Below are 20,256 nucleotides of genomic sequence, written 5' to 3'. Positions count from 1 at the left end.
CGAAAAGGTGACCCCGGGACGGTTCCAGGGACCGTATCGAGACCGACAAATCCCCCCATCCGCAATCCTCGACCGGCGGCGCAATTCCCGGCGAAGGAAACGGTTCGATCGAGGACTGATCGACGGCCGATCCTTCACGATGAATCAGCGAAAAAGTTCGGAACTCTGCGTACTCTCACGCATTGAAGGGTGGGGTGGGGTCAGACGCATTATCGAACCATGCAGTCCCAGGAGGCTTCAATGCCACCCTTATCCGCCGACGTACGCAAATTCCACAAACGTGCTGATCGAGAGCGGACACCAAACGAAGAAATCGTCGACCTCATTCCCGCACTTCGGGCATTTGCCCGTTCCTTCTATTACGATCCCAGCGACGCCGACGATCTGGTGCAGGAAACGCTCACGAAGGCGCTGGCGAGAATCCACCAGTTCACCCCCGGAACCAGCATGAAATCGTGGCTCTTCACGATCATGAGGAACACCTTCTACACGGCCATCACCGTCCGCAAGCGGGAGGCGCCGGGAAGCGCCGATTGCGCATCGACCAAGGTCGCCGTGGATGCGACGCAGGAGTGGACGATCAAGGGCCACGAACTGTCTCAGGCACTCCACCGTCTTCCACCGTCGCAGCGCGAGATCCTGATGCTGATCGGGGTGCTCGGCGTCAGCTATGACGATGCGTCGAACATACTGGGCTGCGCCATGGGCACCATCAAGAGCCGCATGAACCGAGCCCGCTTGAAGCTGCTGCAGGAATTGGGCGAGGAAAGTGTCGCAGCGACCGTCGAGCGCGTCGACACCTTCACCGTGAATTCATTTCAAAGCCGCTGACCCCATCCCCCCACCTATTCTACATTGCCGACGCAGCGTGTCGGACTTTGCGCGGCGTGCAGTGCAGCCCAGGCCATAATGGTCGAGGCCGCAGGCGTTGACCAACTTCCCCGAAAGAGGTTGCGGCAGTGGTGGTGGAACATTCGCCGGCCAGCGCAGTTTCAGCGCTGCCTAAGCCGTAAAATGCATGTCCGGAGCCGCCACGCGATGAACAGATTGGTTATTGTCTCGAACCGCGTGGGAGACGTTCACAATCCGACACAGACCGGTGGACTGGCCGTCGCCATTGCAGACGCGTTGCGAAGGCGCGGCGGCGTCTGGTTCGGCTGCACCGGCGAAGGTGACACGGACGGTACGAGAACCACCGAAGACGGCAATGTGAAGACCATCACAGCGTCACTCTCGGAAAACGAGTATCAGGACTACTATATCGGCTACTCAAACAGCGTGCTGTGGCCGCTGTTCCATTACCGCGCCGATCTCATAGATTATCAGGAGAGCTTTTTCCGCGGATATGCGAGGGTCAATCGCCGCCTCGCCAGACAACTTCTGCCGCAATTGTATCCGGACGACATCGTCTGGGTTCACGATTACCACCTCCTGCCCTTCGCGCGCTGCCTGCGCCGGGCGGGCGCCAAACACAGGATCGGCTTTTTTCTCCACATACCGTTCCCGCCCCCCGAATTGCTGACGGCCTCGCCAAATCATGCCGCGCTCATCGAGGCGATGCTCGACTACGACCTGATCGGATTTCAGACGTCGACCGATCTGATGAACTTCCACCGCTACATCGAGGAGCACGCGCTCGGCATGATCACGATCGACAACGCCGTTTGCACGCGAACCGGGACCACCCGGTGCGGCCGCTTCCCGATCTCCATCGATGTCGAGGATTTTCGCCGCATGGCCGAGAGCGCCGACGACGACTTCCGGATCGACGAGGTGCGGCGGAACATCCTGAAGCAAAAGCAGATCGTCGGCATCGACCGGCTCGATTATTCGAAGGGCATCCCGGCCCGTTTCGAGGCCTTTGAACGGCTTCTTGCCACCCATCCGGAGATGGAGCGGACGGTCTCGCTGCTGCAGATATCGCCGCCCACCCGCGAGGGGATCAAGGCCTATGAGGAAATCCGCAGCGTCACCGAAGAGCTTTCCGGCGCCATCAACGGTCGCTTCGCCGACCTCAACTGGACGCCGATCCGCTACATCCACCGCAGCATCCCGCGCGACAGGCTGGCCAAGATCCTGCGCAGCAGCGAAGTTGGCCTCGTCACGCCGCTCAGGGACGGGATGAACCTCGTCGCCAAGGAATATGTGGCCGCCCAGGATCCGGACGATCCCGGCGTCCTGGTCCTTTCCCAATTCGCCGGCGCATCGGAAGACCTTGTCGAGGCGCTGATCGTCAATCCGTACGACATGGACGAGATGGCGCGCCGTCTCTTCCAGGCGCTGACCATGCCCCTCAAGGAGCGGAAGAAACGTCACCGGGCCCTTTACAACCGCCTCGTCGCGGCGGATGTCGACATGTGGGCCGACAGTTTCCTGCAGGTCCTCGAACAATGCCGCACCGACGCCGAGAAGCCACGGGGGCCGCAGACGGGGCCTCCCGTTTCAAACCGGCCGCTCGGTGCCAATCCGGAACAAAACGGGCTGCAGCAAGTTTTGGGTTTTTGACGTTTCGTGGTCGTGTGCCCGCGACCAGGGAATGTCGCATGAGGTTCAGGATGGCCGACCGTCAATCAAAACCGTCGACAACGCCACAGCCGCCGCCCCGGACGTTGCCAGAGATGACGAGGCTCATCAAGGAAGCGGCCGATCACCTCGAACAGCGATCGACCCCCGAAAACCTGCAGCACACCCAGGATATCTGCCGGGAGATAAGAGCCATCGCCCGCTCTCTGGAAGCCGATGTCGAGCATGAGCTGCCTCCCGAAGTCGCGAGGCTGGTCGATCTGTGTGCCGAGATCGTCAGCGAGAACCTGGCGCCAGGCGAGGCCGACGAGCACGAGCATCCGGCCGCCACGCATCTTGCGCCGCAAGCCCCCGGCGGGCTCGGCTATATGATGACGCTCTCGGAAGAAGAGGAAGGGGTGGTCGTCTCCCAGCCCCACAACCCTTCTCCGATCGTCGATGAGGATACCGAGACATAACCGAACCATCCGTCCGCGAGGAGATCAGCGCGCGTTGAGGATCATCTCGCGCAGCCAGCGCGTCAGCAGATCGTCGTATGAGCGCCGGCTCTCCGGCTCGCTCAGGGCATGGTCGGCGCCGTCGATGATGCGGTGGGTGATCGAGCGCGCGTTGCCGAAGGAGGCGAGATAGCTGGCGATCGTCGGATGCGGGACGAGTTCGTCGTTCTCCGACTCAACGATCAGCACGTCACCCCGGAATTTCTGGCATTGGCGTAGCGCCCGATTGGTCTTCAGCGGCACCTGCCTGCTGCGATAGAGCTGCAGGTCGTGCCGGTCGAGGGCGTGTTTCGGCACGTCCCAGTCATCGTCGCGATAAAGCGCCGGCACCCGCATGGCCAGCCATCGGACATCCCGCTCCGCCGTCAGATAGGCCGAAAGATACGCGCCGTAGCTGCTGCCGACCACGGCAATGGACGAAGCATCGATCGCCGGGTGGGAGGCGAGCTTGTCGTATGCGGCACGGATATCGGCGAGATTGTCGGCCCGCGTGACCCTCGTCTGATCTTCCTGCGTCAGGCCGTGGCCGCGCATGTCGAAGGTCAGGCAGATGCAGCCGAGCCGCGCAATGTAGCGCGAGCGCTTCTCGTCGCGCTTCTGGCTGCCCGCCCACCCGTGAACGAAGAGGACGCCCGGCCACCCGGTGCCCGGTTCGAGGAACCGCCCGGCAAGCCGACGCTCGCCAACCTCGATCTTTATGTCTGCCTTTCTCAACGCTCGTCCTGCAATATCGCGTATTTCAGCAAGGGGCCGACGGTGCTGTCGTTCCCCTGGAAGTAGATCGTTGCACTTGTTGGGGGAACTGCTCCCTCGCCGTATCGTTCCACCGAGGAAGCCCGCACCTGGCGAAGCGTCGGATCCCGCTCGAAGGCTTCGAGCGCGACAAGCTCGGCGCTCGTCGCCCCGCCGATACGCCATGACTGTTCGAGCACGGCCACACGCGGCCTGCCGGCCGCATCATATCCGGTCGCCACGTCGTAGTTGCGACGGGAGGCCACGAGTTTCAGATGTTCCTCCGCTAGGCGGTCGAACGTGATCGCCTGGCGGCATACGGCGTCGATCGCCGGCGGCAGCACCTCCCCAAGATCGGTGAAATCGCCTCGCATGATCTGCAGCGTCGATCCGCCATAGACGGTTTTGCCTTCGTTGTTCTGCGTCAGGTCCTGCGTACCGATATAGACGGCGCTGGTGTCGCCCAGCCTGATCCGGCCGACGCTGTAGGTGCAGACCTTGGAAAGATTCTCCTCCAGCACGAGGCCGGCCTGCAAGGAACCGTCGCGGTCGAAGCCGTCGATCGCCTCGGAAAGCTCCTGCAGGTTGCGGACCACCCGCTGCTGCGTGCCCCCGCTCGCCCCGACGGCCTTGATGCGCACCGGCCCGTCTTCCAGCAGCCGTCTTCCGCTGCGGACCGCACCTTCCCGCGTGAAGGCGGTGAAGCCGAGCAGGACCAGGTTCCTCGCCTGCCGGGTAAAGCCGTCTGGCCAATGCGCGGGTGGGGCCTCGCCCGGCGCCAGCCGATGGACGATCGCTTTCGTCGCTAGGAGCGGCTGCGGCACCCAGCCGCCGAGGAAGCAGTTCTCGTCCAGCTTCGCGACATCGAGATGGCGACCGCATTCATTGCCGCAGATGGTATCGCGCGGCACGCAGTACGGTTGCTCCGATCCGGTGAAATCCTCCAGACGCCCGGCATATTCGAGGCGCAGGAACCGTGCGGCACGCCGCGCCAGCTCCACATGGGTGGCCTCATCATGCGAGGCATCGCCCTGGCATCCCCAGGTGACGAGCTGTCGCTTCGTGCCGCCGATGCTCGCTTTCCGTTTGCGCATTCGAAACTCCATCCCGACCAGCGCAAGCAACCCGGACAGAGCCTCGATTGTTCCACGCCCGTTTTCAGCGGAACATCCATGCTGCGGCATCGTTCGGTTGCGGAGATGCCCGAGAGGAGACGCCAGATGGGACTGACCCTGCTCCAGAAACCCGCCGCCGTCTCGGCGGAAACGATGAAAGCTGCAGTGGTCGCAGCGCCGCAGAGGATGGAGGTTGTCGACGTGCCTCTGCCCGTTCCCGCCGCTGCGCAACCGGAGCTTGCGTGACCAGCAGAACATTTACGCGGACCATTTGTTCGGCAAGCAATCGGCGACAGCGCCACGAACCGGCATGGAGAGCAGACATGAAGCGAATCGTCCTTTCTTGCGTCCTCGTCATCCCGTTGGCCGCCGCACAAGCGGCCGAGGGAGACACCGCAACGGCGGAGCTGAAAGGCGAAGGCATCGTCGGCAATGTCGAAATGAGGGAGGCCGCATCCGGCGTGGTCCATGTGATCGTCTCGGCGAAGGGCGTGCCGGAGGGACCGCACGGCTTTCACGTGCACGAAACCGGCGCCTGCGATCCGGGCTCAGGCTTCGAGTCCGCCGGCGGCCACCTTGCTCGTGGTGAGCAGCACGGCATCAAGGCTGAGGGCGGGCCGCATCCCGGCGACTTTCCCAATGTGCATGCCGGGTCCGACGGCGTGGTCGAAGCGGAGTTCTTCACCCGCGGCTTCAATCTCGGTCAGGATGGCGAGGAACGCCTCCTCGACCAGGACGGGGCGGCAGTCGTGCTGCACGCGAAGGCCGACGATTATACATCGCAACCATCGGGCGAAGCCGGTGACCGCCTGGCGTGCGGGGTTCTCGAACCGAAGCCCTGAGCGCGGAGGTCGAGGTCGCTCGACAGGCGCCAGAAAGGATATGGCCATGGCAGGAACTCCCGAGCCCGTGCCGCAGACACCACCCAAGCCGACGCCGGCGCCCGGGCCAACACCGCGGCCCGTCACGGAGCCCGAACCGGAACGGCTGCCGGACGAGGTGCCGGTGCCCAACCCGGACGAAGTCGACCAACCAGTGCGGCATGTCAAGGCAAGACGATGACGGTTCCCCGAAAGCAACTGGACCATATGTCGAAGAAGGTCACGGAAGACTATCTGCGCCGCTCGTCGATCACTTATCTCGAGTGCTGCATCAGTCTGATGCTGACGCATCTCGCGGCAGAAGAGGTCGCGCGGGTCCTCGAGCAAGAGGCGCGATTCATCCGCGATCTGGACTGAGGCGACCCTCCAGATCCGCGACGACAAATTGCGCTGTCCGGCTGAACAAATCCGATACCGCCAAGTTAGGGGCGGTAGACGAAATCAGCACGACAGGAGCGGCAAATGGCTTATGAAAGACAATGGGAACAGGATCCACCGCGGCAGCAGCCGGATGGGCCCGGTGGGCGCGATCAATATGCAGAGCCGACGGGGGGCGCATGGTGGAGCGAAGAGACCGCCGCACCGCCACCGCCTGCCCATCGCGAGCATTATCCGGGCGACGTCTATGGGCGTCGGCGTTATGGCCAGGGATACGGCGCCCCCTACTCCTATTACGGCTGGCCGGCGCGCGGGCTGTATCCGGCCCGCCCCTCTCTTGGATATGGTGGGGGATACGGCGGAAGATATGGTGGGCGCCCCTACCGGAGCGACTATGGCGAGCGTGATTTCTGGGACCGGGCGTCGGACGAGGTCTCGTCCTGGTTCGGCGACGAGGAGGCTGAGCAGCGGCGCTGGCGGGACCGGCATCGCGGCAAGGGCCCGAAAGGTTATGTCCGCTCCGACGAGCGCGTGCACGAGGATGTGAACGACCGGCTGGCGGAAGACGGCATGCTGGATGCCAGCGACATCGAGGTCACCGTCGACCAAGGCGAGGTGACCTTGTCGGGCACCGTCGCCGACCGCTTCGAGAAAAGGCGCGCCGAGGATTGCGCGGATTCCGTCAGCGGCGTGCGGCACACCCAGAACAACCTGCGGATCCAGGCATCGAGCATGGATCGCCCGGACATGTGACCCGCACCGAACACGGCGGAGATGGTAAGCATCGGCACCGGCGAAGACGCCGTGATGCGCAATCGTGACGGCAACCGCGACAGGAAAGGAAACGGTCATGCCTGCAAAATCGAAGGCTCAACAGATGGCGGCCGGCGCAGCGCTCGCCGCCAAGCGCGGCGAGAAGAAGAAGAGCGAGCTGAAGGGCGCGTCGAAGAGCATGGAAAAATCCATGACCGAGAGCGAGCTGGAAGAGCTCGCCTCCGGCAAGCGCAAAGGAAAGCCACAGCACGCCTCCGACGATTAGAGCCGGAGCGAGGAATCCCGGCCGGCAGGCGTTTCTTCCCCCCAAACCCCGCCGTCTGCCGCCGGACGCGGCGCAAGCCGCAGAGAACCGGTCAAACGACCGGTTCTCTTTTTCGTCAGAACGATTGCGGTGGAACGAACAGGCAGATGGTGTGGAGGTTGCTCACGCGCTTGACGGCGCACAGGTGATAGACGCCATCGGGCGACTTGCGCAGCCGGGAATCCGTGTAGGAAAGGGTTTCTCCGGTGGGTTTCACGAGGTAGCCCTCGGAGCGCTCGATCACGTCGTTTGCCGGTATCTGCTGGCAATCGCGGTTCGAGCAGCACTCCATGGGATAATTCCAGCCGGACGGCGCTTCATGTGCACTGACCGGAACCGCCAGAACCAGCGCGGTGAGCGGGAGAAGATTTTGCAAACGCAGGAAGCTGATCATCGTGGCGTCCTCTATCCCCTTTGGACAAACGGCCGGAATGTTGAAATGTTCCTGTCGTGCCCGTTCTGGCTATTGCGCCTTCAGCCAGCGCAAGACCAGGGACTCCTGCAGGTCGAGCCCCTTCAGCGGCTTTCGGAAACGCTTCCTCAGGCGCGCCATCGCCGGCGTCAGCGTGCCCGCCGTCCAGGCTTCCAGCACGGCCGGGTGGACGTAGCCCTTGCGGCAGACCGCGCGGGTGTTGCGCAACTCGCGCGCGACATGATCGAGGACGCCGTTGATGCAGCGCGCCTGCTCGCGCTCGCCCGGCGGGCATTCGGTCTGCGCCAGGAGAACGGCGGCAAGGCTGGTGGCCGCCCATGTGCGGAAATGCTTGGAGGTGAAATCCTCTCCCCCGGCGTCTCGTATATAGTCGTTGACGTCGTGAGAATGAACCGGAAGCCGGTCGCCATTGTCGACATACTGGAAAAGCTTCTGGCCGGGCAGGTCCTCGATCGCGGCGACGACGCGCGCGATGCGGCGATCGACGAGCTTCAGCTTCCATTCGCGTCCGGATTTGCCGCGGAATGCGAACCGGATGGAGGCGCCGTCCACCTCCACGTGGCGCGCCGACAGGGTGGTAAGACCGAAGCTGTGGTTGTCGCGGCGATAGCTGTCGTTGCCGATGCGGATCAGCGTCCTGTCGAGCAGCCTGACGATCGAAGCCAGCACCTTCTCCCGCGGCATGCCGCGCCGGCCAAGGTCGGCATCGACGCGGGCCCGGATCGCCGGCAACGCTTCCGCGAAGCGGACAAGGCTGGCGAACTTCGCCTCGTCGCGCATAGCGATCCAGCCCGGATGGTAGCGATACTGCTTGCGCCCGCGCTGATCGCGCCCGGTTGCCTGGATGTGCCCCTCCGCCACCGGCGATATCCAGACGTCCGTCCAGGCGGGCGGGATGGCGAGCGCACGGATGCGGGAGAGTGTCGGCTCATCCTTTACCCGCCCCCCGCCCGGCAGTATGTAGGAAAATCCTCGGCCGCACCGACGCCGGCGAATGCCGTCCTCGTCGTCGCTCATGTGAACGAGTCCCACGCGCCGCTCGGCATCGCCGACGGCCGGGATCGACGGGGCCGAGGCGATGTTTGGATCCATGGGTTTCATGCGCGGTTTTCGGTTGGGCTGACGCAAAGCGGGGCTGCCGCTACAAAGCCGCAGCGGGCGGATTTGTTCCGGCGCTCCAGTTGCAATTCATCGGGGCCTCGACTTGCTTTCACCTGAAACCCTGCCGCAGGACTTCTTTCAACGCCCCGCGCCCGTTGTGGCGCGCGAGCTCATCGGCGCCAGGCTGACCATGCAGGGCATCGGCGGCGCGATCGTCGAGACGGAGGCCTATACCCGGGACGACCCCGCCTCGCACAGTTTTCGCGGCCCGACCGCGCGAAACGCAGCAATGTTCGGACCGTCCGGGCACGCCTATGTCTATCGCTCCTACGGCATTCACTGGTGCTTCAACGTGGTCTGCGAAGCCGGCTCGGCGGTCCTCGTCCGCGCCATCGAGCCATTGCTCGGCATCGAGACGATGGCGCGGCGACGGGACGGCACGAATGTGCGGCTTCTGTGCGCAGGACCGGGACGGCTGTGCCAGGCGCTGGGCATCGATCGCGACTGCGACGGGATGCCCATCGACGGAACGCCGATGGCGATCGCGGCAGGACGGCCGAAGGCCCCGGTGGTCGCCTCGCCGAGGATCGGCATCACGAAGGCGGTCGACAGGAAATGGCGGTTCTGCCTCGCCGGTTCCGCCTATCTCAGCCGGCCCGCCTGACAGGGATCGCCCGTATCGGAACTGATGGTGGGCAGCGCGGTTAGGTCCGATCCAACACCAGCGAGACTGATCCATGTGGGCATGGCTGCAACAGAACCACGGTCAGGTGAGCGCACTCGCCAGCGTTCTTACGCTGGTCATCTGGACGCTCTATTTCCAGCTTCTTTTGAGCAGCTATCGTTATCGCCTGCGCCCGAAAATTCTCATCAATCGCGGTGCGGGCCACACCCTGAAGGCCCATTGCCTGATCGCCAACATGAGCGCGGAACCGGTCTATATCGAAGCCGTCGTCACCGACCTCGGCTGCCGGACCGACGGCGATAGGGTGACACGCCACCGCTGCTCGCTGAGCGAGCTCGACCTGGAGGTGAGCAGTGGCGGCGACCCGCGACCGCAGTGGTTCCAGGGGCCGTTGAAAAGCGGCGAATGGATCGACATCGGCACCTACGAGCGCCTCATCGACCGGGCCAGGAAGACCACCGGCGTGACGGACCCGGTCTGCGAGGTCACCGTCACCGTCGTCGCCACATACACCGCGCAGGATTCTCCCGTCGCGGCCTTTCGCACCTTCGAACTCGGAAACCATGGCGATTGCCCGATCCTGGCGCCGCGCACTTTCACGGCGACGCAGATCCGATCGCGCGCCGCCCGCCGGGCCATCGAGCGCTCGATGCTCGGGCGCAAGTCGCCCTGAAACGCCATGCATCGCCCGCGCCGGAGACACCGGCAGGCGCGGAGGAACAATAGGCCGGCCTCGTCGTTGACCCGTCATGGTGGACCTCAGCGGCGAGCTCGCAAGACACATGGCCTTGCACATCCTGGCGATGAATCTGCTGGCGCCGGCGCTCGCATACGGCTGGTTTCGGGCAAGGGATCAAAATGGTCCACCGCCGGTCGGCCCGTTTGCTGCCGCCGGTCTGCAGATCGCATTCCTCTGGGGCTGGCACGTTCCGGCGGCGATGGAAGCCGCCGCCTCCGCGCCGCTCATCGGCATGGCGATGCATGTTTCCCTGTTCCTTTCGGCGCTTCTCTTCTGGCAGGCGATCATCGGCAACGTAGAGCGACCCCCCTGGCATGCGGTCGCGGCAATGCTGGTGACCGGCAAGCTGTTCTGCCTGCTCGGCATCCTGCTCGTTTTCGCTCCGCGCACCCTGTACGGACCGGTCATGCTGCACACCGGCATGCCGGCGGGTTCGGGACTCGCCGATCAGCAGACGGCGGGCATGATCATGGTCATCGCCTGTCCGCTCACCTACGTGCTCGGCAGCATCGTCATCGTCCGCCGGTGGTTCATGGCGGAAGAACGCGCCAACGGGTGGCGTCTTGGCCGGCCGGAGCCGTGAGCATGCGTCTTCCGCAGGATCTGAGCTGGCGAGGAGGGCTCTTCTGGTTGGTGATCTTCGCAGCCGCGGGGATCCTGGTTGCCGCCTTCGTTATCGTCTCGGGCCTCTACAACGTCTCGGCCACCGTGAAGCATTTCGCCGTCACGGAGCGTCTCATCAAATTGGCGCTCAACCGCTCCATCGCCGCACACAGCCGGAACGATCCTCCGGCAGATCTGGACCGGGAGGATTTCGTGAAGCTCGGTGCACGGCATTTCGAACTCGGCTGTGCGCCGTGCCACGGGGCGCCCGGCGATCCGAGAAAACCGATCATGCAGCAGATGTATCCGGCGCCGCCGGATCTTGCCGGCGCGGTCTCCAAATGGAAGCCAGGAGAGCTTGCATGGATCGTCGAGAATGGGCTCAAATTCACGGGGATGCCGGCCTGGGCGGGACATGGCAGGAAAGACGAGGTGTGGCCGCTCGTCGCGTTTCTGCGCCGGCTTCCGGGGATGAAGCCGCAGGACTACGCCCGCCATGCCGGCGCCATCGGCGCAATCCGGAACGGCGATCCGAAGCTGTGCTCGGCGTGTCATGGGGATGGCGAGCGCGAACCCGTCGCGGACACGGCACCGGCGCTTGCCGGGCAGCCCCGCGCCTATCTGAGGCGGGCCCTGCTGGAATACCGCTCGGGTGAACGCCAAAGCGGAATGATGGAGCCACTCGCCGCGGCGCTCGACGACGCCGCGATCGAGCGGCTTGCAGCCCATTTTGCGAGCGAACCCGTTGCGAGCGACCGCGGTCGGCCCACTGGTGGCGAAGTCGGGCGGGGACGGGTCATTGCAACGTCGGGGCGGCCCGATGCGCAGGTGCCGCCCTGCCTGGCGTGCCATGGAAAGGGCGCCTCGACGCAATTCCCACGGCTTCACGGCCTGTCCGCCGATTACATCCTCACGCAGTTGCGGCTTTTCCAATCCGGCGTTCGCGACAAAACCGCCTTCGGCGCGGTGATGGCGACCGTCGCGCGGCGCCTGACACCCGACGACATGGACGACGTTGCCGCCTATTTCGCCGCCTCCGACCGTCCGGGAAGGGCGGGCAACGAGGGCGAAGCGCCGGGAGGCGGTCGATGAATGGCGACCTTCAATCGGCTCTGCGGCCGGCCGGGCGCGAGGCCGGCGCGGTGTATGACCTTCTGCTCGCCGTTACCGGCCTAAGCGCCGCGATTATGCTTCTGGTGCTGATCCTGATCGCCGCCGCCATGTGGGGGCCTGCCGCCTGGCGCGAGCGGCTCGGTCGCGAATGGCTCGTCTACGGCGGCGGCATCGTCCTGCCGATCATCCTCCTTTCCGGGCTGCTCGGCTATGGGCTCGTGGTCATGGAGGCGGGGGCTTCGCGGGCTTCCCGCGTCGAGGGCCCGCCGATCGCCATCATCGGCAAGCGCTGGTGGTGGAAGGTCGACTACACGACGCCCAGCGGCACGCACGTTGCGAGCGCCAACGAACTGCGGCTGCCGGTCGGGCGGCCGGTCGCGCTGCAGCTGACGACGGACGATGTGATCCACAGCTTCTGGGCCCCCAAGCTTGCCGGCAAGCTCGACATGATTCCTGGCCGCACCAACACCCTCACGGTCGAGGCCACCGAACCCGGCATCAGCCGCGGCCAGTGCGCCGAATATTGCGGCGGTGCCCATGCGTTGATGTCCTTTTTCGTCGTCGCGATGCCGGCGGAGGAATACGACGCCTGGCTGCGTTCGGAGGCCGAGCCGGCGAAGAGCCCGTCGAGCGCGACGGCACGGCGCGGCGAAACCCTGTTTCTGGAGAACGGCTGCGGCGGGTGCCATACGGTTCGAGGAACCGAGGCCGCAGGTACGATCGGCCCCGATCTCACCCATGTCGGCGGGCGCCATTCGCTCGCCGCGGGCACGATGGCCAATGATGCCGAGGCTTTCGCGCGCTGGATCCGCGAGAACCAGCACATCAAGCCCGACAATCTGATGCCGGCCTATCGCAACCTGGAGCCAGACGAGCTCGCGGCGATCGCCACCTATCTGGAGGGGCTCGATTGATCGATTTCACCCAGTTCGGATTGCCGGTCAATTTTTTGCTGTTCGCCGTGGCCGCCGTGGTCGTCTGGTCGGTCGGCAGCCGTCTGGCCTACTATGCCGACGCGATCAGCCGCGCGACCGGCATCGGCCAGGCGACCATCGGCATCGTGCTGCTGGCGGGTGTCACTTCGCTGCCCGAAATCGGAGTGACCGCGACCGCCTCCCTCGACGGCAACGCGGCACTGGCGGTCAACAATCTGTTCGGCAGCATCGCCCTGCAGGTCGCCCTGCTCGCAATCGTCGACGTCTTCATCGGCAAGGACGCTCTGACGGCGGTCGTTCCCGAGCCGACCGTGCTCCTGCAGGGCAGCCTCAACGTGATTCTGATCTCGGCGGCCGCAGCAGCGATGGTGGTGGGCGACGTCAATGTTCTCGGGGTCGGCCTGTGGAGCTGGGGCGCGCTCCTGGCTTATCTCGCCTGCGTGCGCATCCTTTCGCGCGCCGAGGGACGGAAGCCGTGGCTGGCCGCCGAAGACGGACACGTGGCACATGGCCTGATCGAGGTGCAGGAAGAAAAGACCGCGGCGGGGCGCAAGTCCGCGCCGGACCTTCGCAGCCTGCTCTGGAGAACCGCAGCTGCAGCGGCGGCGATTCTCGTCGCAGGCTATGTCCTGGCCGAAACCGGCGAGGCGATCGCCCAGCAGAGCGGATTGGGATCGAGTTTTGTCGGCTTCGTGCTCGTGGCGCTGGCCACCTCGCTGCCGGAGCTGAGCACGGCTGTCTCGGCCGCCAGGCGCGGTCTCTTCACCATGGCGATCTCCGACATCCTCGGCACGAATCTCATCAACGTCGCCCTGATCTTCCTGGTCGATCTGCTCGATCAGGGAGAGCCCGTCATCGGCCGCCTCGGATCGTTTCCCGTTTTCGGGGCGCTGCTCGCGGTGGTGCTGACGGCACTGTTCCAGGCGGGCCTGGCGGAACGAAAGGACAAGTCCATCCTGCGCATGGGTTACGATTCGCTGCTCGTGCTCATCGTCTATACGGGCGGCGTTGTGCTCCTCTACACGCTGCGGGACGGCGGCTCATGACCGATCGCCGGCCGCAGCTTCCCAATCCCGAACCGCGCCCGAAGGGAGAGGTGGACGAGCTCCTGCGTGTCTGGGCGACGCCGCGCGGCTACAAGATCGTCACGGCCGTCAACAACACGGTGATCGGCCTGTTCTACATCGGCGCGGCCTTCCTGTTCTTCCTGCTGGCGGGCGTGCTGGCGCTCGTCATGCGGACGCAGCTCGCCGTGCCGGAGAACGACTTCCTGAGCCAGGGGCTCTACAACCAGATCTTCACCGTGCACGGAACGACGATGATGTTCCTGTTCGCCGTGCCTGCCGTGGAAGCGCTGGGCGTGATGCTTCTGCCGCAGATGCTCGCCGCCCGCGACCTGCCCTTCCCCCGCCTCAGCGCCTTCGCCATATGGGCCTATGTGGTCGGCGGCCTGGTGTTCTTCTCGACCATCTTCTACGACCTTGCGCCTCAGGGCGGCTGGTTCATGTACACGCCGCTGACGCTGAAGGAATTTTCGCCGGGCGACAATGCCGATTTCTGGTTGCTCGGCATCGGCTTCATCGAGATTTCGGCCATTGCGGGGGCGATCGAGATCGTCGTCGGGACGCTGCGCACCCGCCCGCCGGGCATGTCGCTCACCAAGATGCCGATCTTCGCCTGGTCGATGCTGGTCTTCGCCAGCATGATCATGTTCGCGTTTCCGGCGGTGATCCTCGGCACGATGCTGCTCGAGATCGAGCGTTCCTTCGGATGGCCGTTCTTCACCGCGGCCAAGGGGGGCGATCCGCTGCTCTGGCAGCACCTCTTCTGGTTCTTCGGCCATCCGGAGGTCTACATCATCTTCCTGCCGGCGGCCGGCCTCGTGTCGATGATCGTGCCGGCCATGGCCCAGCGACCGTTGGTCGGCTACCGGCTGATCGTGGTGGCGCTGATCGGCACCGGCTTCTTCTCCTTCGGACTGTGGGTGCACCACATGTTCACCACCGGCATCCCCTCGCTGAGCCTCGCCTTCTTCTCGGCGGCGAGCATGGCGGTTGCCGTGCCCTCCGGCATCCAGGTCTTCTCCTGGATCGCCACCATCGCCGCAAGCCGCGGCCGCTTCCGCATCACGACACCATCCCTGTTCGTCCTCGGTTTCCTCGTCATCTTCACCATCGGCGGGCTGACCGGCGTCATGGTGGCGCTCGTCCCGGTCGACTTCCAGGTGCACGACACCTATTTCGTCGTCGCCCATTTCCACTATGTGCTGGTCGGCGGCATGGTCTTCCCGCTGTTCGCCACCTTTTACTACTGGATGCCGATGGCGACCCGGAGGATGCTCTCCGAACGGGCCGGACGCTGGGTCTTCTGGCTCATGTTCGCAGGCTTCAATATCGCTTTCTTTCCGATGCACTTCACCGGACTGCGCGGCATGCCGCGGCGGGTGTGGACCTACCCCGAAGGCGTCGGCTGGGACATGTTGAACCTCGTCTCCACCATCGGCGCCTATGTCTTCGCGCTCGGCGTCCTGATCTTCGTCGTCGACCTGGTGCGCAGCCTCCGCCGCCCGCCCACGACGGTGGAGAACCCATGGAAGGCCGGCACGCTGGAGTGGCTGCCGAACGACGTCTACTCGACACGCAGCATCCCGTTCGTGACCAGCCGCGAGCCCCTGTGGGACCGCCCCGCGCTGCCGCGGGAGGTGAGCGAGGGGCATCATTTCCTGCCCAATGCTCCGACCGGCGAACGCGAGACGATCGTCACCTCGGCCATCGAGGCGAGGCCGCAATATATCATCCGCATGCCGGGGCCGGGCTGGGCGCACCTTCTCGCCGCCATCTTCACGGCGGCCTTCTTCCTGCTCCTGACCGTCAAGCTGGTGATCCCGGCGCTGACCTGCGGCGTCATCGCCATCATCGCCTGTCTCACCTGGACCTGGAGCCTCGATCCGGGGCCGTCGAAAGGTGAGGTGGACATCGGCGCGGGCATAAGGCTCCCCACCTATGCGAGCGGCCCTTCCTCGCATTCCTGGTGGGCGATGATCGTGCTGATCTTCGTCACCGCCTCGCTCTACATCGCCTATGTCTTCTCCTATCTTTATCTATGGGTGGTTTCCCCCGACGTCTGGGCGCCGCACGGGTCGCCGGCGCTGCCGGCGCCGGTTTGGCCGGTGGGCGGCGCCCTTCTGACAATTCTCGGCCTGCTGGCGATACGTGCGGCCGGAAACCGGCTGCCGGGCCCTGGCCGGCGCAGCGTCGCGCAGCCTCTCCTCAACGCAATTGCAGCCTTCTGTCTCGCCGGCGCGGTGGCGGTGGAAATCCTTTCCCACTGGCAAAGCGGATTGCGGCCGACGGACAATGCCTACGGCGCCATGGTCTACATGCAAAGCGCGCTCAACGGGCAGCTCGCCTTCGCCCTCATCGTCATGATCGGCTTCGCGATCGCCCGCATGGTCGCCGGCAAACTCGATCGCGTGCGGCGGGTGAGCTTCGACAACGCTGCGGTCCTCTACACATATGCGGCGGCGCAGATCCTGTTCGGGCTTGTGCTGGTGCATGGTTTTCCGCGGGTGGCGGGCTGACATGCCGAAGCGCAACACCTTCTTTCCCCCGGCGCCGAAGCCGTCGACCACCGGCACCCTCGTCTACATGCTGTTCGGCCCACTCGTCTGGGCCGTGCAGTTCACCCTCGCCTATGGCGGCCACACGCTGGTCTGCGCGCGCGGCGGCGCGCCGTGGATATCCGACGTGGTTGTCCTCGCCGCCACGGCTCTTACGGCGGTTCTGCTTGTCTGTTTCCTCGTCTGGCAGGAACGCTGCGCCGGCGCGTTCGGCCAGCCGGCGCCGCCCCGGCGGGACCGGCCGACGGACGGCATCGCACGCATTCTCGCATTCCTGTCACTCGTGGCGGTGTTCTGGGGAGGAGCGACGGTCGGGCTGCTTGACGCGTGTGTTCTCGGCCGATGAGGCGCGGCCGTTGCGGTGGTCGATGGCCACCATCACGGCGGTGACGGTGGTTCCATGCAGGACGATGGAGAAGAGGACCACCAGGCAGACGACGAGCCAGAGCGTGTCCGCCTCCTCGAACCGGGCCTGCCCCAGCGCGTAGGCGAGATAGTAGAACGACCCGATCCCGCGGATACCGTAGACCGAGATCACCGCCTTTTCCGCCGGTTCGGTTCGCATCAACATGTCGCTGCGGCTGCCAAGCGTGCCCTTCAACGGTCCCCTCAGGTCAGGGCTCACGGTAGCTGACGACTTCGAGAGCGATCCGCAGTACCGCGGGATCCCCGGCAAAGACGAGTGTGCCGCGCCGGGTGGAGCCTGCCGGCACGTAGTCGAACACCACCTCGCCCGCCGGAGAGGGCTCTTCGGGCGAACGCGCCTTCACGCGGACTTCCGCGGCGGCCGAATCCCCTTGGTTGGTCAACGTGAACCTCATGTGAAAACGGCCTGCGGTCTGCGTTACGCTTTCCGGAGCAAGAACCAGTGTCGGAGCCTCCCCATTCTCAAATACGGCGAGAAACAGGAGGTAGCCGACCAGCGCAAGGAGCAGACAGCCCGAGGCAATGCCCGTCAGCCACTCGACCATCGGGGCATTTGTCCCGTAGCCCCTGACCGGTTTTCCTTTGGATGGTTTCGATGCCGTCATTGCTTCAGCCGTCAAAGGATCAGACGTGCGGCCGCCGCCCCGACCGAGGACGGCAGCCCGAGAACGATCGCGGTCAGCAGGATTTGCGAGAAGGCGGCACCCTCGGTGCGCTCGAACGTCCACAGCACATACAGGCTGATGAGAAGCGCCAGCACATAGCCCGGCAGGGTGAAGCGCACGAGCGCGCTCCACCAGGGCGTGTCGGGTCCGAGCTCGGCGCCGCCGCGAAAGCCGAGGGCGAAGACGAAGCCGTGCATGACGAACAGCGACAGTGCGACGACCGCCAGCGCATGCCACGGGGTCATGCGATAGGCGATCAGCACGATCTCCTCGGTCGGCGCCACATTGAAGCCGAGGAACAATGCCCCGATGCCCATCAGGAACATCTCGCCGGGATAGGTCTCCTTCTTCTCGACGATCTTGTCTTCGGAGCGGCTGCCGAACTGGGAGCGGGCCAGCAAAGCGCCCATGGCGGCCGGAACCGTCTGGATGGCGACCTTCCCGATCGCCTCCTCCGGCGGCATCGCGTGGTGAACCACGCCGAAGCAGATCAGCAGGATGAGCGCCGTCGCCCCGCCCACGCCGATGGCGAACATCGCGTCCATCAGGTCGTCGGTCCGGCGCACGGTGTGTTCGTAGCCGATCTGGTGCGACAGTTCCGTCAGCAGCGGAACGGCCAGCACCATCAGAAGGGCCAGGCGAAGCCGGTCGATCGTGAAACCGAGGCTCCACATCTCCATCGTCATCAACATCGGCAGTGAAAAGACCAATGCGCCGCCGACGGCGCGCGCCGTGTCCTTCAACAGCTTATAGACGCCGATGCTCGTTTTGCCGTTGCGAGCGGAGGATGCGGAGCGGTCGGTCCTGATTCTTCTTTGCATGGGGTTTCGATCACGCCGTTCCGCTGTGCCTGCAAGCGACGACGGATTCGCCTCCTCCACCGGAACCTTCCGGCACATGACCTGTTTTGCTGTCATGCTGGTTGGTAACAATGACATCACATATCGAACGGCCTTCCCCCCATCTCGTTCCACCGGGCATGCCGGATGTTTCCCGGACCGCCTTTTTTTTCGATTTCGACGGCACGCTGGCGGAGATCGTCGAGGATCCCGCGAAGGCATGCATCACACGTGACGTCCTGGCGGATCTTGAGGCGTTGCTGGCGCTCTCGGGAGGCGCGCTGGCCATCGTGTCGGGACGCGAAGTCTCAGATCTCGACCGCCGCCTCGCGCCTCTTCGGCCGGCCCTTGCCGGCGTGCACGGCCTCGAGTGGCGCCGTCCCGACGGCACAACGCAAAGAGTGCGGATCGCAGGCAAAAGCCTCGAAGCCGCACGGGACATCGTCATGGCGTTCGCCGCCCGCCACGATGGGCTGCTCGTTGAAACGAAATGGGCGTCGCTCTCGCTTCATTATCGCCAGCGTCCCGATCTTGCCGCCGAGTGCGAGGCGATGGCCGGGGAGATCGCCCGCCGATGCAAGGACATTTCGATCGTGCACGGGAAGATGGTGATCGAGTTCAAGGCCGCCAGCCGCACCAAGGGCGATGCCCTGGCGGCCTTCATGGCGGTGGAGCCGTTTGCCGGACGCCGCCCCCTTTTTGCCGGAGACGATGCCACCGATGAAGACGGTTTCGCCAGTCTCGACCATCAGAACGGAATAACGATCAAGATCGGCCCCGGCGACACATGCGCGCGCTACCGGCTGCCGGACACCACCGCGTTCCACCGCTGGCTCGCGCAACTGGTGAGAGCCGCGCGGGATCCCGCATGAACGGCTTCGACCGGTGGAAAGAATCCGGAGCCGGTCGCTGACAGGAACATTCGGCGACCTGTCTGGTTCCGCATTCAATCGAAGAGGCGATCATGGTGCTTTCCGACTATCTCTGGGTCCTGGCGGTCTCCGTCGGACCTCTGATCTTGGGGTTGGCGCTGATCTATGCCCTTGTGAAGAAGCGGCGATTGTCACCGGACGAGCGCAGGCGTCAGGACCGCGCCGTCCGCAAACTCTACCGAAACGACGATTGACGCTCTAACTTTTTGAAAGCGATCGCGTTCATGATTTTGGATTGAAGCAATCCAAGATCATCGCGATCCAGGTTGTGAGTTCACAGTGAGCATCAGCCGAGAACTTGACGAACTGGAAAGGGAGGAAGCGAATTGCCGGCGCTGTCCCCTGTGGCGTGACGCGACACAGGCCGTTTCCGGTGCAGGAGACCCGAAAGCCAGGCTGATGCTGGTCGGCGAGCAGCCGGGCGACAAGGAGGATCTGGAAGGGATACCCTTTGTCGGGCCGGCGGGCCGGCTCCTGGACACGGCGATGGCGGAAGCCGGACTTCGCCGGGAGGAGGTGTTCCTGACCAACAGCGTGAAGCACTTCAAGCATGACCAGCGCGGCAAGCGGCGTCTTCACAAGCGGCCGAATGCTTACGAGATCGACCGCTGCCGATGGTGGCTGACGAAGGAGTTCGAACTGGTCGCGCCCCAACTGGCCGTTGCCATGGGAGCGACCGCCTTTCGCGGCATGGCCTCGCGTCCCGGGAAGGTCTCCGAGCTGCGCGGCCGTCTTCTGAAAGACGTCTGCGAAGTGCCCGTCTATGTGACGGTCCATCCTTCCTTCCTGCTGAGAATCCGCGACCGAGGCGATCGAGAGCGCGAATATGGGCGATTCGTTCGAGATCTGAAGGAGTGCAACCGGCTGGCCTCTGCCTGATGCCGTCGCCAGCCGCGGCAACGGCGGCGAAGCCGTTAATTCCCTTGGGTGTTTCGCGCTATGATTGCCATTTTCCCTTGAAG

The 20,256-nt window shown here is 64.7% G+C and carries 27 protein-coding genes; 20 read left to right on the top strand and 7 right to left on the bottom strand.

Annotated features, from left to right (window positions below):
• The first annotated feature begins 219 nt into the window (after window positions 1-219).
• The 3 genes from NUU27_RS00755 to NUU27_RS00745 all read left to right on the top strand — a co-directional run bounded on the left by NUU27_RS00755 (window position 220) and on the right by NUU27_RS00745 (window position 2,981).
• Window positions 220-831, top strand: a complete 612-nt coding sequence (locus tag NUU27_RS00755) for a sigma-70 family RNA polymerase sigma factor (RefSeq protein ID WP_308219945.1) — start codon at window positions 220-222, stop codon at window positions 829-831.
• Window positions 832-1,038: 207 nt separating this feature from the next.
• Complete coding sequence (locus NUU27_RS00750) at window positions 1,039-2,505, top strand: trehalose-6-phosphate synthase (protein ID WP_257760114.1); 1,467 nt, start codon at window positions 1,039-1,041, stop codon at window positions 2,503-2,505.
• A 113-nt stretch (window positions 2,506-2,618) separates the two neighbouring features.
• Window positions 2,619-2,981: a hypothetical protein gene (locus NUU27_RS00745; RefSeq protein WP_257760113.1), complete on the top strand. Its 363-nt coding sequence runs from the start codon at window positions 2,619-2,621 to the stop codon at window positions 2,979-2,981.
• A gap of 24 nt (window positions 2,982-3,005) precedes the next feature.
• On the opposite strand, the gene NUU27_RS00740 is transcribed toward NUU27_RS00745, so the two are convergent.
• Together NUU27_RS00740 and NUU27_RS00735 are read right to left on the bottom strand one after the other, a co-directional pair.
• Window positions 3,006-3,734 carry a S9 family peptidase gene (locus NUU27_RS00740; protein WP_257760112.1) on the bottom strand — a complete coding sequence of 243 codons (729 nt, stop codon included), beginning with the start codon at window positions 3,732-3,734 and terminating at the stop codon, window positions 3,006-3,008.
• Window positions 3,731-4,846 carry a DUF3182 family protein gene (locus tag NUU27_RS00735; protein ID WP_257760111.1) on the bottom strand — a complete coding sequence of 372 codons (1,116 nt, stop codon included), beginning with the start codon at window positions 4,844-4,846 and terminating at the stop codon, window positions 3,731-3,733. Before NUU27_RS00735 ends, NUU27_RS00740 begins: the two co-directional genes overlap by 4 nt.
• A gap of 126 nt (window positions 4,847-4,972) precedes the next feature.
• On the opposite strand from NUU27_RS00735, the gene NUU27_RS00730 reads away from it, so the two are divergent.
• From NUU27_RS00730 to NUU27_RS00705, 6 genes are all read left to right on the top strand, one after another.
• Window positions 4,973-5,113, top strand: a complete 141-nt coding sequence (locus NUU27_RS00730) for a hypothetical protein (RefSeq protein WP_257760110.1) — start codon at window positions 4,973-4,975, stop codon at window positions 5,111-5,113.
• 77 nt (window positions 5,114-5,190) lie between these two features.
• Window positions 5,191-5,709, top strand: coding sequence for a superoxide dismutase family protein (locus tag NUU27_RS00725; protein WP_257760109.1), 519 nt, complete (start codon window positions 5,191-5,193; stop codon window positions 5,707-5,709).
• Window positions 5,710-5,755: 46 nt separating this feature from the next.
• Entirely contained in the window at window positions 5,756-5,929 is a 174-nt protein-coding gene (locus tag NUU27_RS00720; protein WP_257760108.1) for a hypothetical protein, read from the top strand.
• Window positions 5,926-6,105: a hypothetical protein gene (locus NUU27_RS00715; protein WP_257760107.1), complete on the top strand. Its 180-nt coding sequence runs from the start codon at window positions 5,926-5,928 to the stop codon at window positions 6,103-6,105. Before NUU27_RS00720 ends, NUU27_RS00715 begins: the two co-directional genes overlap by 4 nt.
• A gap of 105 nt (window positions 6,106-6,210) precedes the next feature.
• Window positions 6,211-6,879, top strand: a complete 669-nt coding sequence (locus tag NUU27_RS00710; protein ID WP_257760106.1) for a BON domain-containing protein — start codon at window positions 6,211-6,213, stop codon at window positions 6,877-6,879.
• A gap of 97 nt (window positions 6,880-6,976) precedes the next feature.
• Window positions 6,977-7,165, top strand: a complete 189-nt coding sequence (locus NUU27_RS00705) for a DUF3008 family protein (RefSeq protein ID WP_257760105.1) — start codon at window positions 6,977-6,979, stop codon at window positions 7,163-7,165.
• Window positions 7,166-7,280: 115 nt separating this feature from the next.
• On the opposite strand, the gene NUU27_RS00700 is transcribed toward NUU27_RS00705, so the two are convergent.
• A complete protein-coding gene (locus NUU27_RS00700; RefSeq protein ID WP_257760104.1) occupies window positions 7,281-7,598 on the bottom strand; it encodes a hypothetical protein in 318 nt (105 codons plus the stop codon).
• Between the two features lie 69 nt (window positions 7,599-7,667).
• Entirely contained in the window at window positions 7,668-8,729 is a 1,062-nt protein-coding gene (locus NUU27_RS00695; RefSeq protein ID WP_374565201.1) for a DNA topoisomerase IB, read from the bottom strand.
• A gap of 112 nt (window positions 8,730-8,841) precedes the next feature.
• On the opposite strand from NUU27_RS00695, the gene NUU27_RS00690 reads away from it, so the two are divergent.
• From NUU27_RS00690 to NUU27_RS00655, 8 genes are all read left to right on the top strand, one after another.
• A complete protein-coding gene (locus NUU27_RS00690; protein WP_257760103.1) occupies window positions 8,842-9,402 on the top strand; it encodes a DNA-3-methyladenine glycosylase in 561 nt (186 codons plus the stop codon).
• A 73-nt stretch (window positions 9,403-9,475) separates the two neighbouring features.
• Complete coding sequence (locus NUU27_RS00685; RefSeq protein WP_257760102.1) at window positions 9,476-10,096, top strand: hypothetical protein; 621 nt, start codon at window positions 9,476-9,478, stop codon at window positions 10,094-10,096.
• 76 nt (window positions 10,097-10,172) lie between these two features.
• A complete protein-coding gene (locus tag NUU27_RS00680; protein WP_257760101.1) occupies window positions 10,173-10,745 on the top strand; it encodes a cytochrome c oxidase assembly protein in 573 nt (190 codons plus the stop codon).
• 2 nt (window positions 10,746-10,747) lie between these two features.
• The gene (locus tag NUU27_RS00675; protein ID WP_257760100.1) at window positions 10,748-11,857 is read left to right on the top strand and encodes a c-type cytochrome; all 1,110 of its coding nucleotides are present in this window, start codon (window positions 10,748-10,750) and stop codon (window positions 11,855-11,857) included.
• Entirely contained in the window at window positions 11,854-12,792 is a 939-nt protein-coding gene (locus NUU27_RS00670) for a cytochrome c oxidase subunit II (protein WP_257760099.1), read from the top strand. The genes NUU27_RS00675 and NUU27_RS00670 overlap by 4 nt, the downstream gene beginning before the upstream one ends.
• The gene (locus NUU27_RS00665; protein ID WP_257760098.1) at window positions 12,789-13,859 is read left to right on the top strand and encodes a sodium:calcium antiporter; all 1,071 of its coding nucleotides are present in this window, start codon (window positions 12,789-12,791) and stop codon (window positions 13,857-13,859) included. The genes NUU27_RS00670 and NUU27_RS00665 overlap by 4 nt, the downstream gene beginning before the upstream one ends.
• On the top strand, window positions 13,856-16,393 hold the full coding sequence (gene ctaD, locus NUU27_RS00660) for a cytochrome c oxidase subunit I (protein WP_257760097.1): 2,538 nt from the start codon (window positions 13,856-13,858) through the stop codon (window positions 16,391-16,393). The genes NUU27_RS00665 and ctaD overlap by 4 nt, the downstream gene beginning before the upstream one ends.
• A gap of 1 nt (window position 16,394) precedes the next feature.
• The gene (locus tag NUU27_RS00655) at window positions 16,395-16,778 is read left to right on the top strand and encodes a hypothetical protein (protein ID WP_257760096.1); all 384 of its coding nucleotides are present in this window, start codon (window positions 16,395-16,397) and stop codon (window positions 16,776-16,778) included.
• Here the strand turns inward: NUU27_RS00655 and NUU27_RS00650 are convergent.
• The 3 genes from NUU27_RS00650 to NUU27_RS00640 all read right to left on the bottom strand — a co-directional run bounded on the left by NUU27_RS00650 (window position 16,710) and on the right by NUU27_RS00640 (window position 18,344).
• Window positions 16,710-16,997 (bottom strand): hypothetical protein, encoded by a 288-nt coding sequence (locus NUU27_RS00650; protein WP_257760095.1) that lies wholly within the window; start codon window positions 16,995-16,997, stop codon window positions 16,710-16,712. The two genes, NUU27_RS00655 and NUU27_RS00650, sit on opposite strands and share 69 nt — an antisense overlap.
• A 49-nt stretch (window positions 16,998-17,046) precedes the next feature.
• The gene (locus NUU27_RS00645; RefSeq protein WP_257760094.1) at window positions 17,047-17,403 is read right to left on the bottom strand and encodes a hypothetical protein; all 357 of its coding nucleotides are present in this window, start codon (window positions 17,401-17,403) and stop codon (window positions 17,047-17,049) included.
• A gap of 71 nt (window positions 17,404-17,474) precedes the next feature.
• On the bottom strand, window positions 17,475-18,344 hold the full coding sequence (locus NUU27_RS00640; RefSeq protein ID WP_257760093.1) for a TIGR02587 family membrane protein: 870 nt from the start codon (window positions 18,342-18,344) through the stop codon (window positions 17,475-17,477).
• A 110-nt stretch (window positions 18,345-18,454) separates the two neighbouring features.
• Between NUU27_RS00640 and otsB the strand changes: the two genes are divergently transcribed.
• The 3 genes from otsB to NUU27_RS00625 all read left to right on the top strand — a co-directional run bounded on the left by otsB (window position 18,455) and on the right by NUU27_RS00625 (window position 20,173).
• The gene (gene otsB, locus NUU27_RS00635; RefSeq protein ID WP_257760092.1) at window positions 18,455-19,234 is read left to right on the top strand and encodes a trehalose-phosphatase; all 780 of its coding nucleotides are present in this window, start codon (window positions 18,455-18,457) and stop codon (window positions 19,232-19,234) included.
• A 92-nt stretch (window positions 19,235-19,326) separates the two neighbouring features.
• On the top strand, window positions 19,327-19,488 hold the full coding sequence (locus NUU27_RS00630) for a hypothetical protein (RefSeq protein WP_257760091.1): 162 nt from the start codon (window positions 19,327-19,329) through the stop codon (window positions 19,486-19,488).
• Between the two features lie 85 nt (window positions 19,489-19,573).
• Window positions 19,574-20,173, top strand: coding sequence for a UdgX family uracil-DNA binding protein (locus tag NUU27_RS00625; protein WP_257760090.1), 600 nt, complete (start codon window positions 19,574-19,576; stop codon window positions 20,171-20,173).
• Window positions 20,174-20,256: the final 83 nt, after the last annotated feature.

This window comes from Nitratireductor sp. ZSWI3, assembly GCF_024655565.1.
Classification (GTDB): domain Bacteria; phylum Pseudomonadota; class Alphaproteobacteria; order Rhizobiales; family Rhizobiaceae; genus Nitratireductor.
The sequence above is the reverse complement of the archived record's forward strand: the minus strand, read 5'-3'. Positions and strand labels throughout refer to the sequence as shown.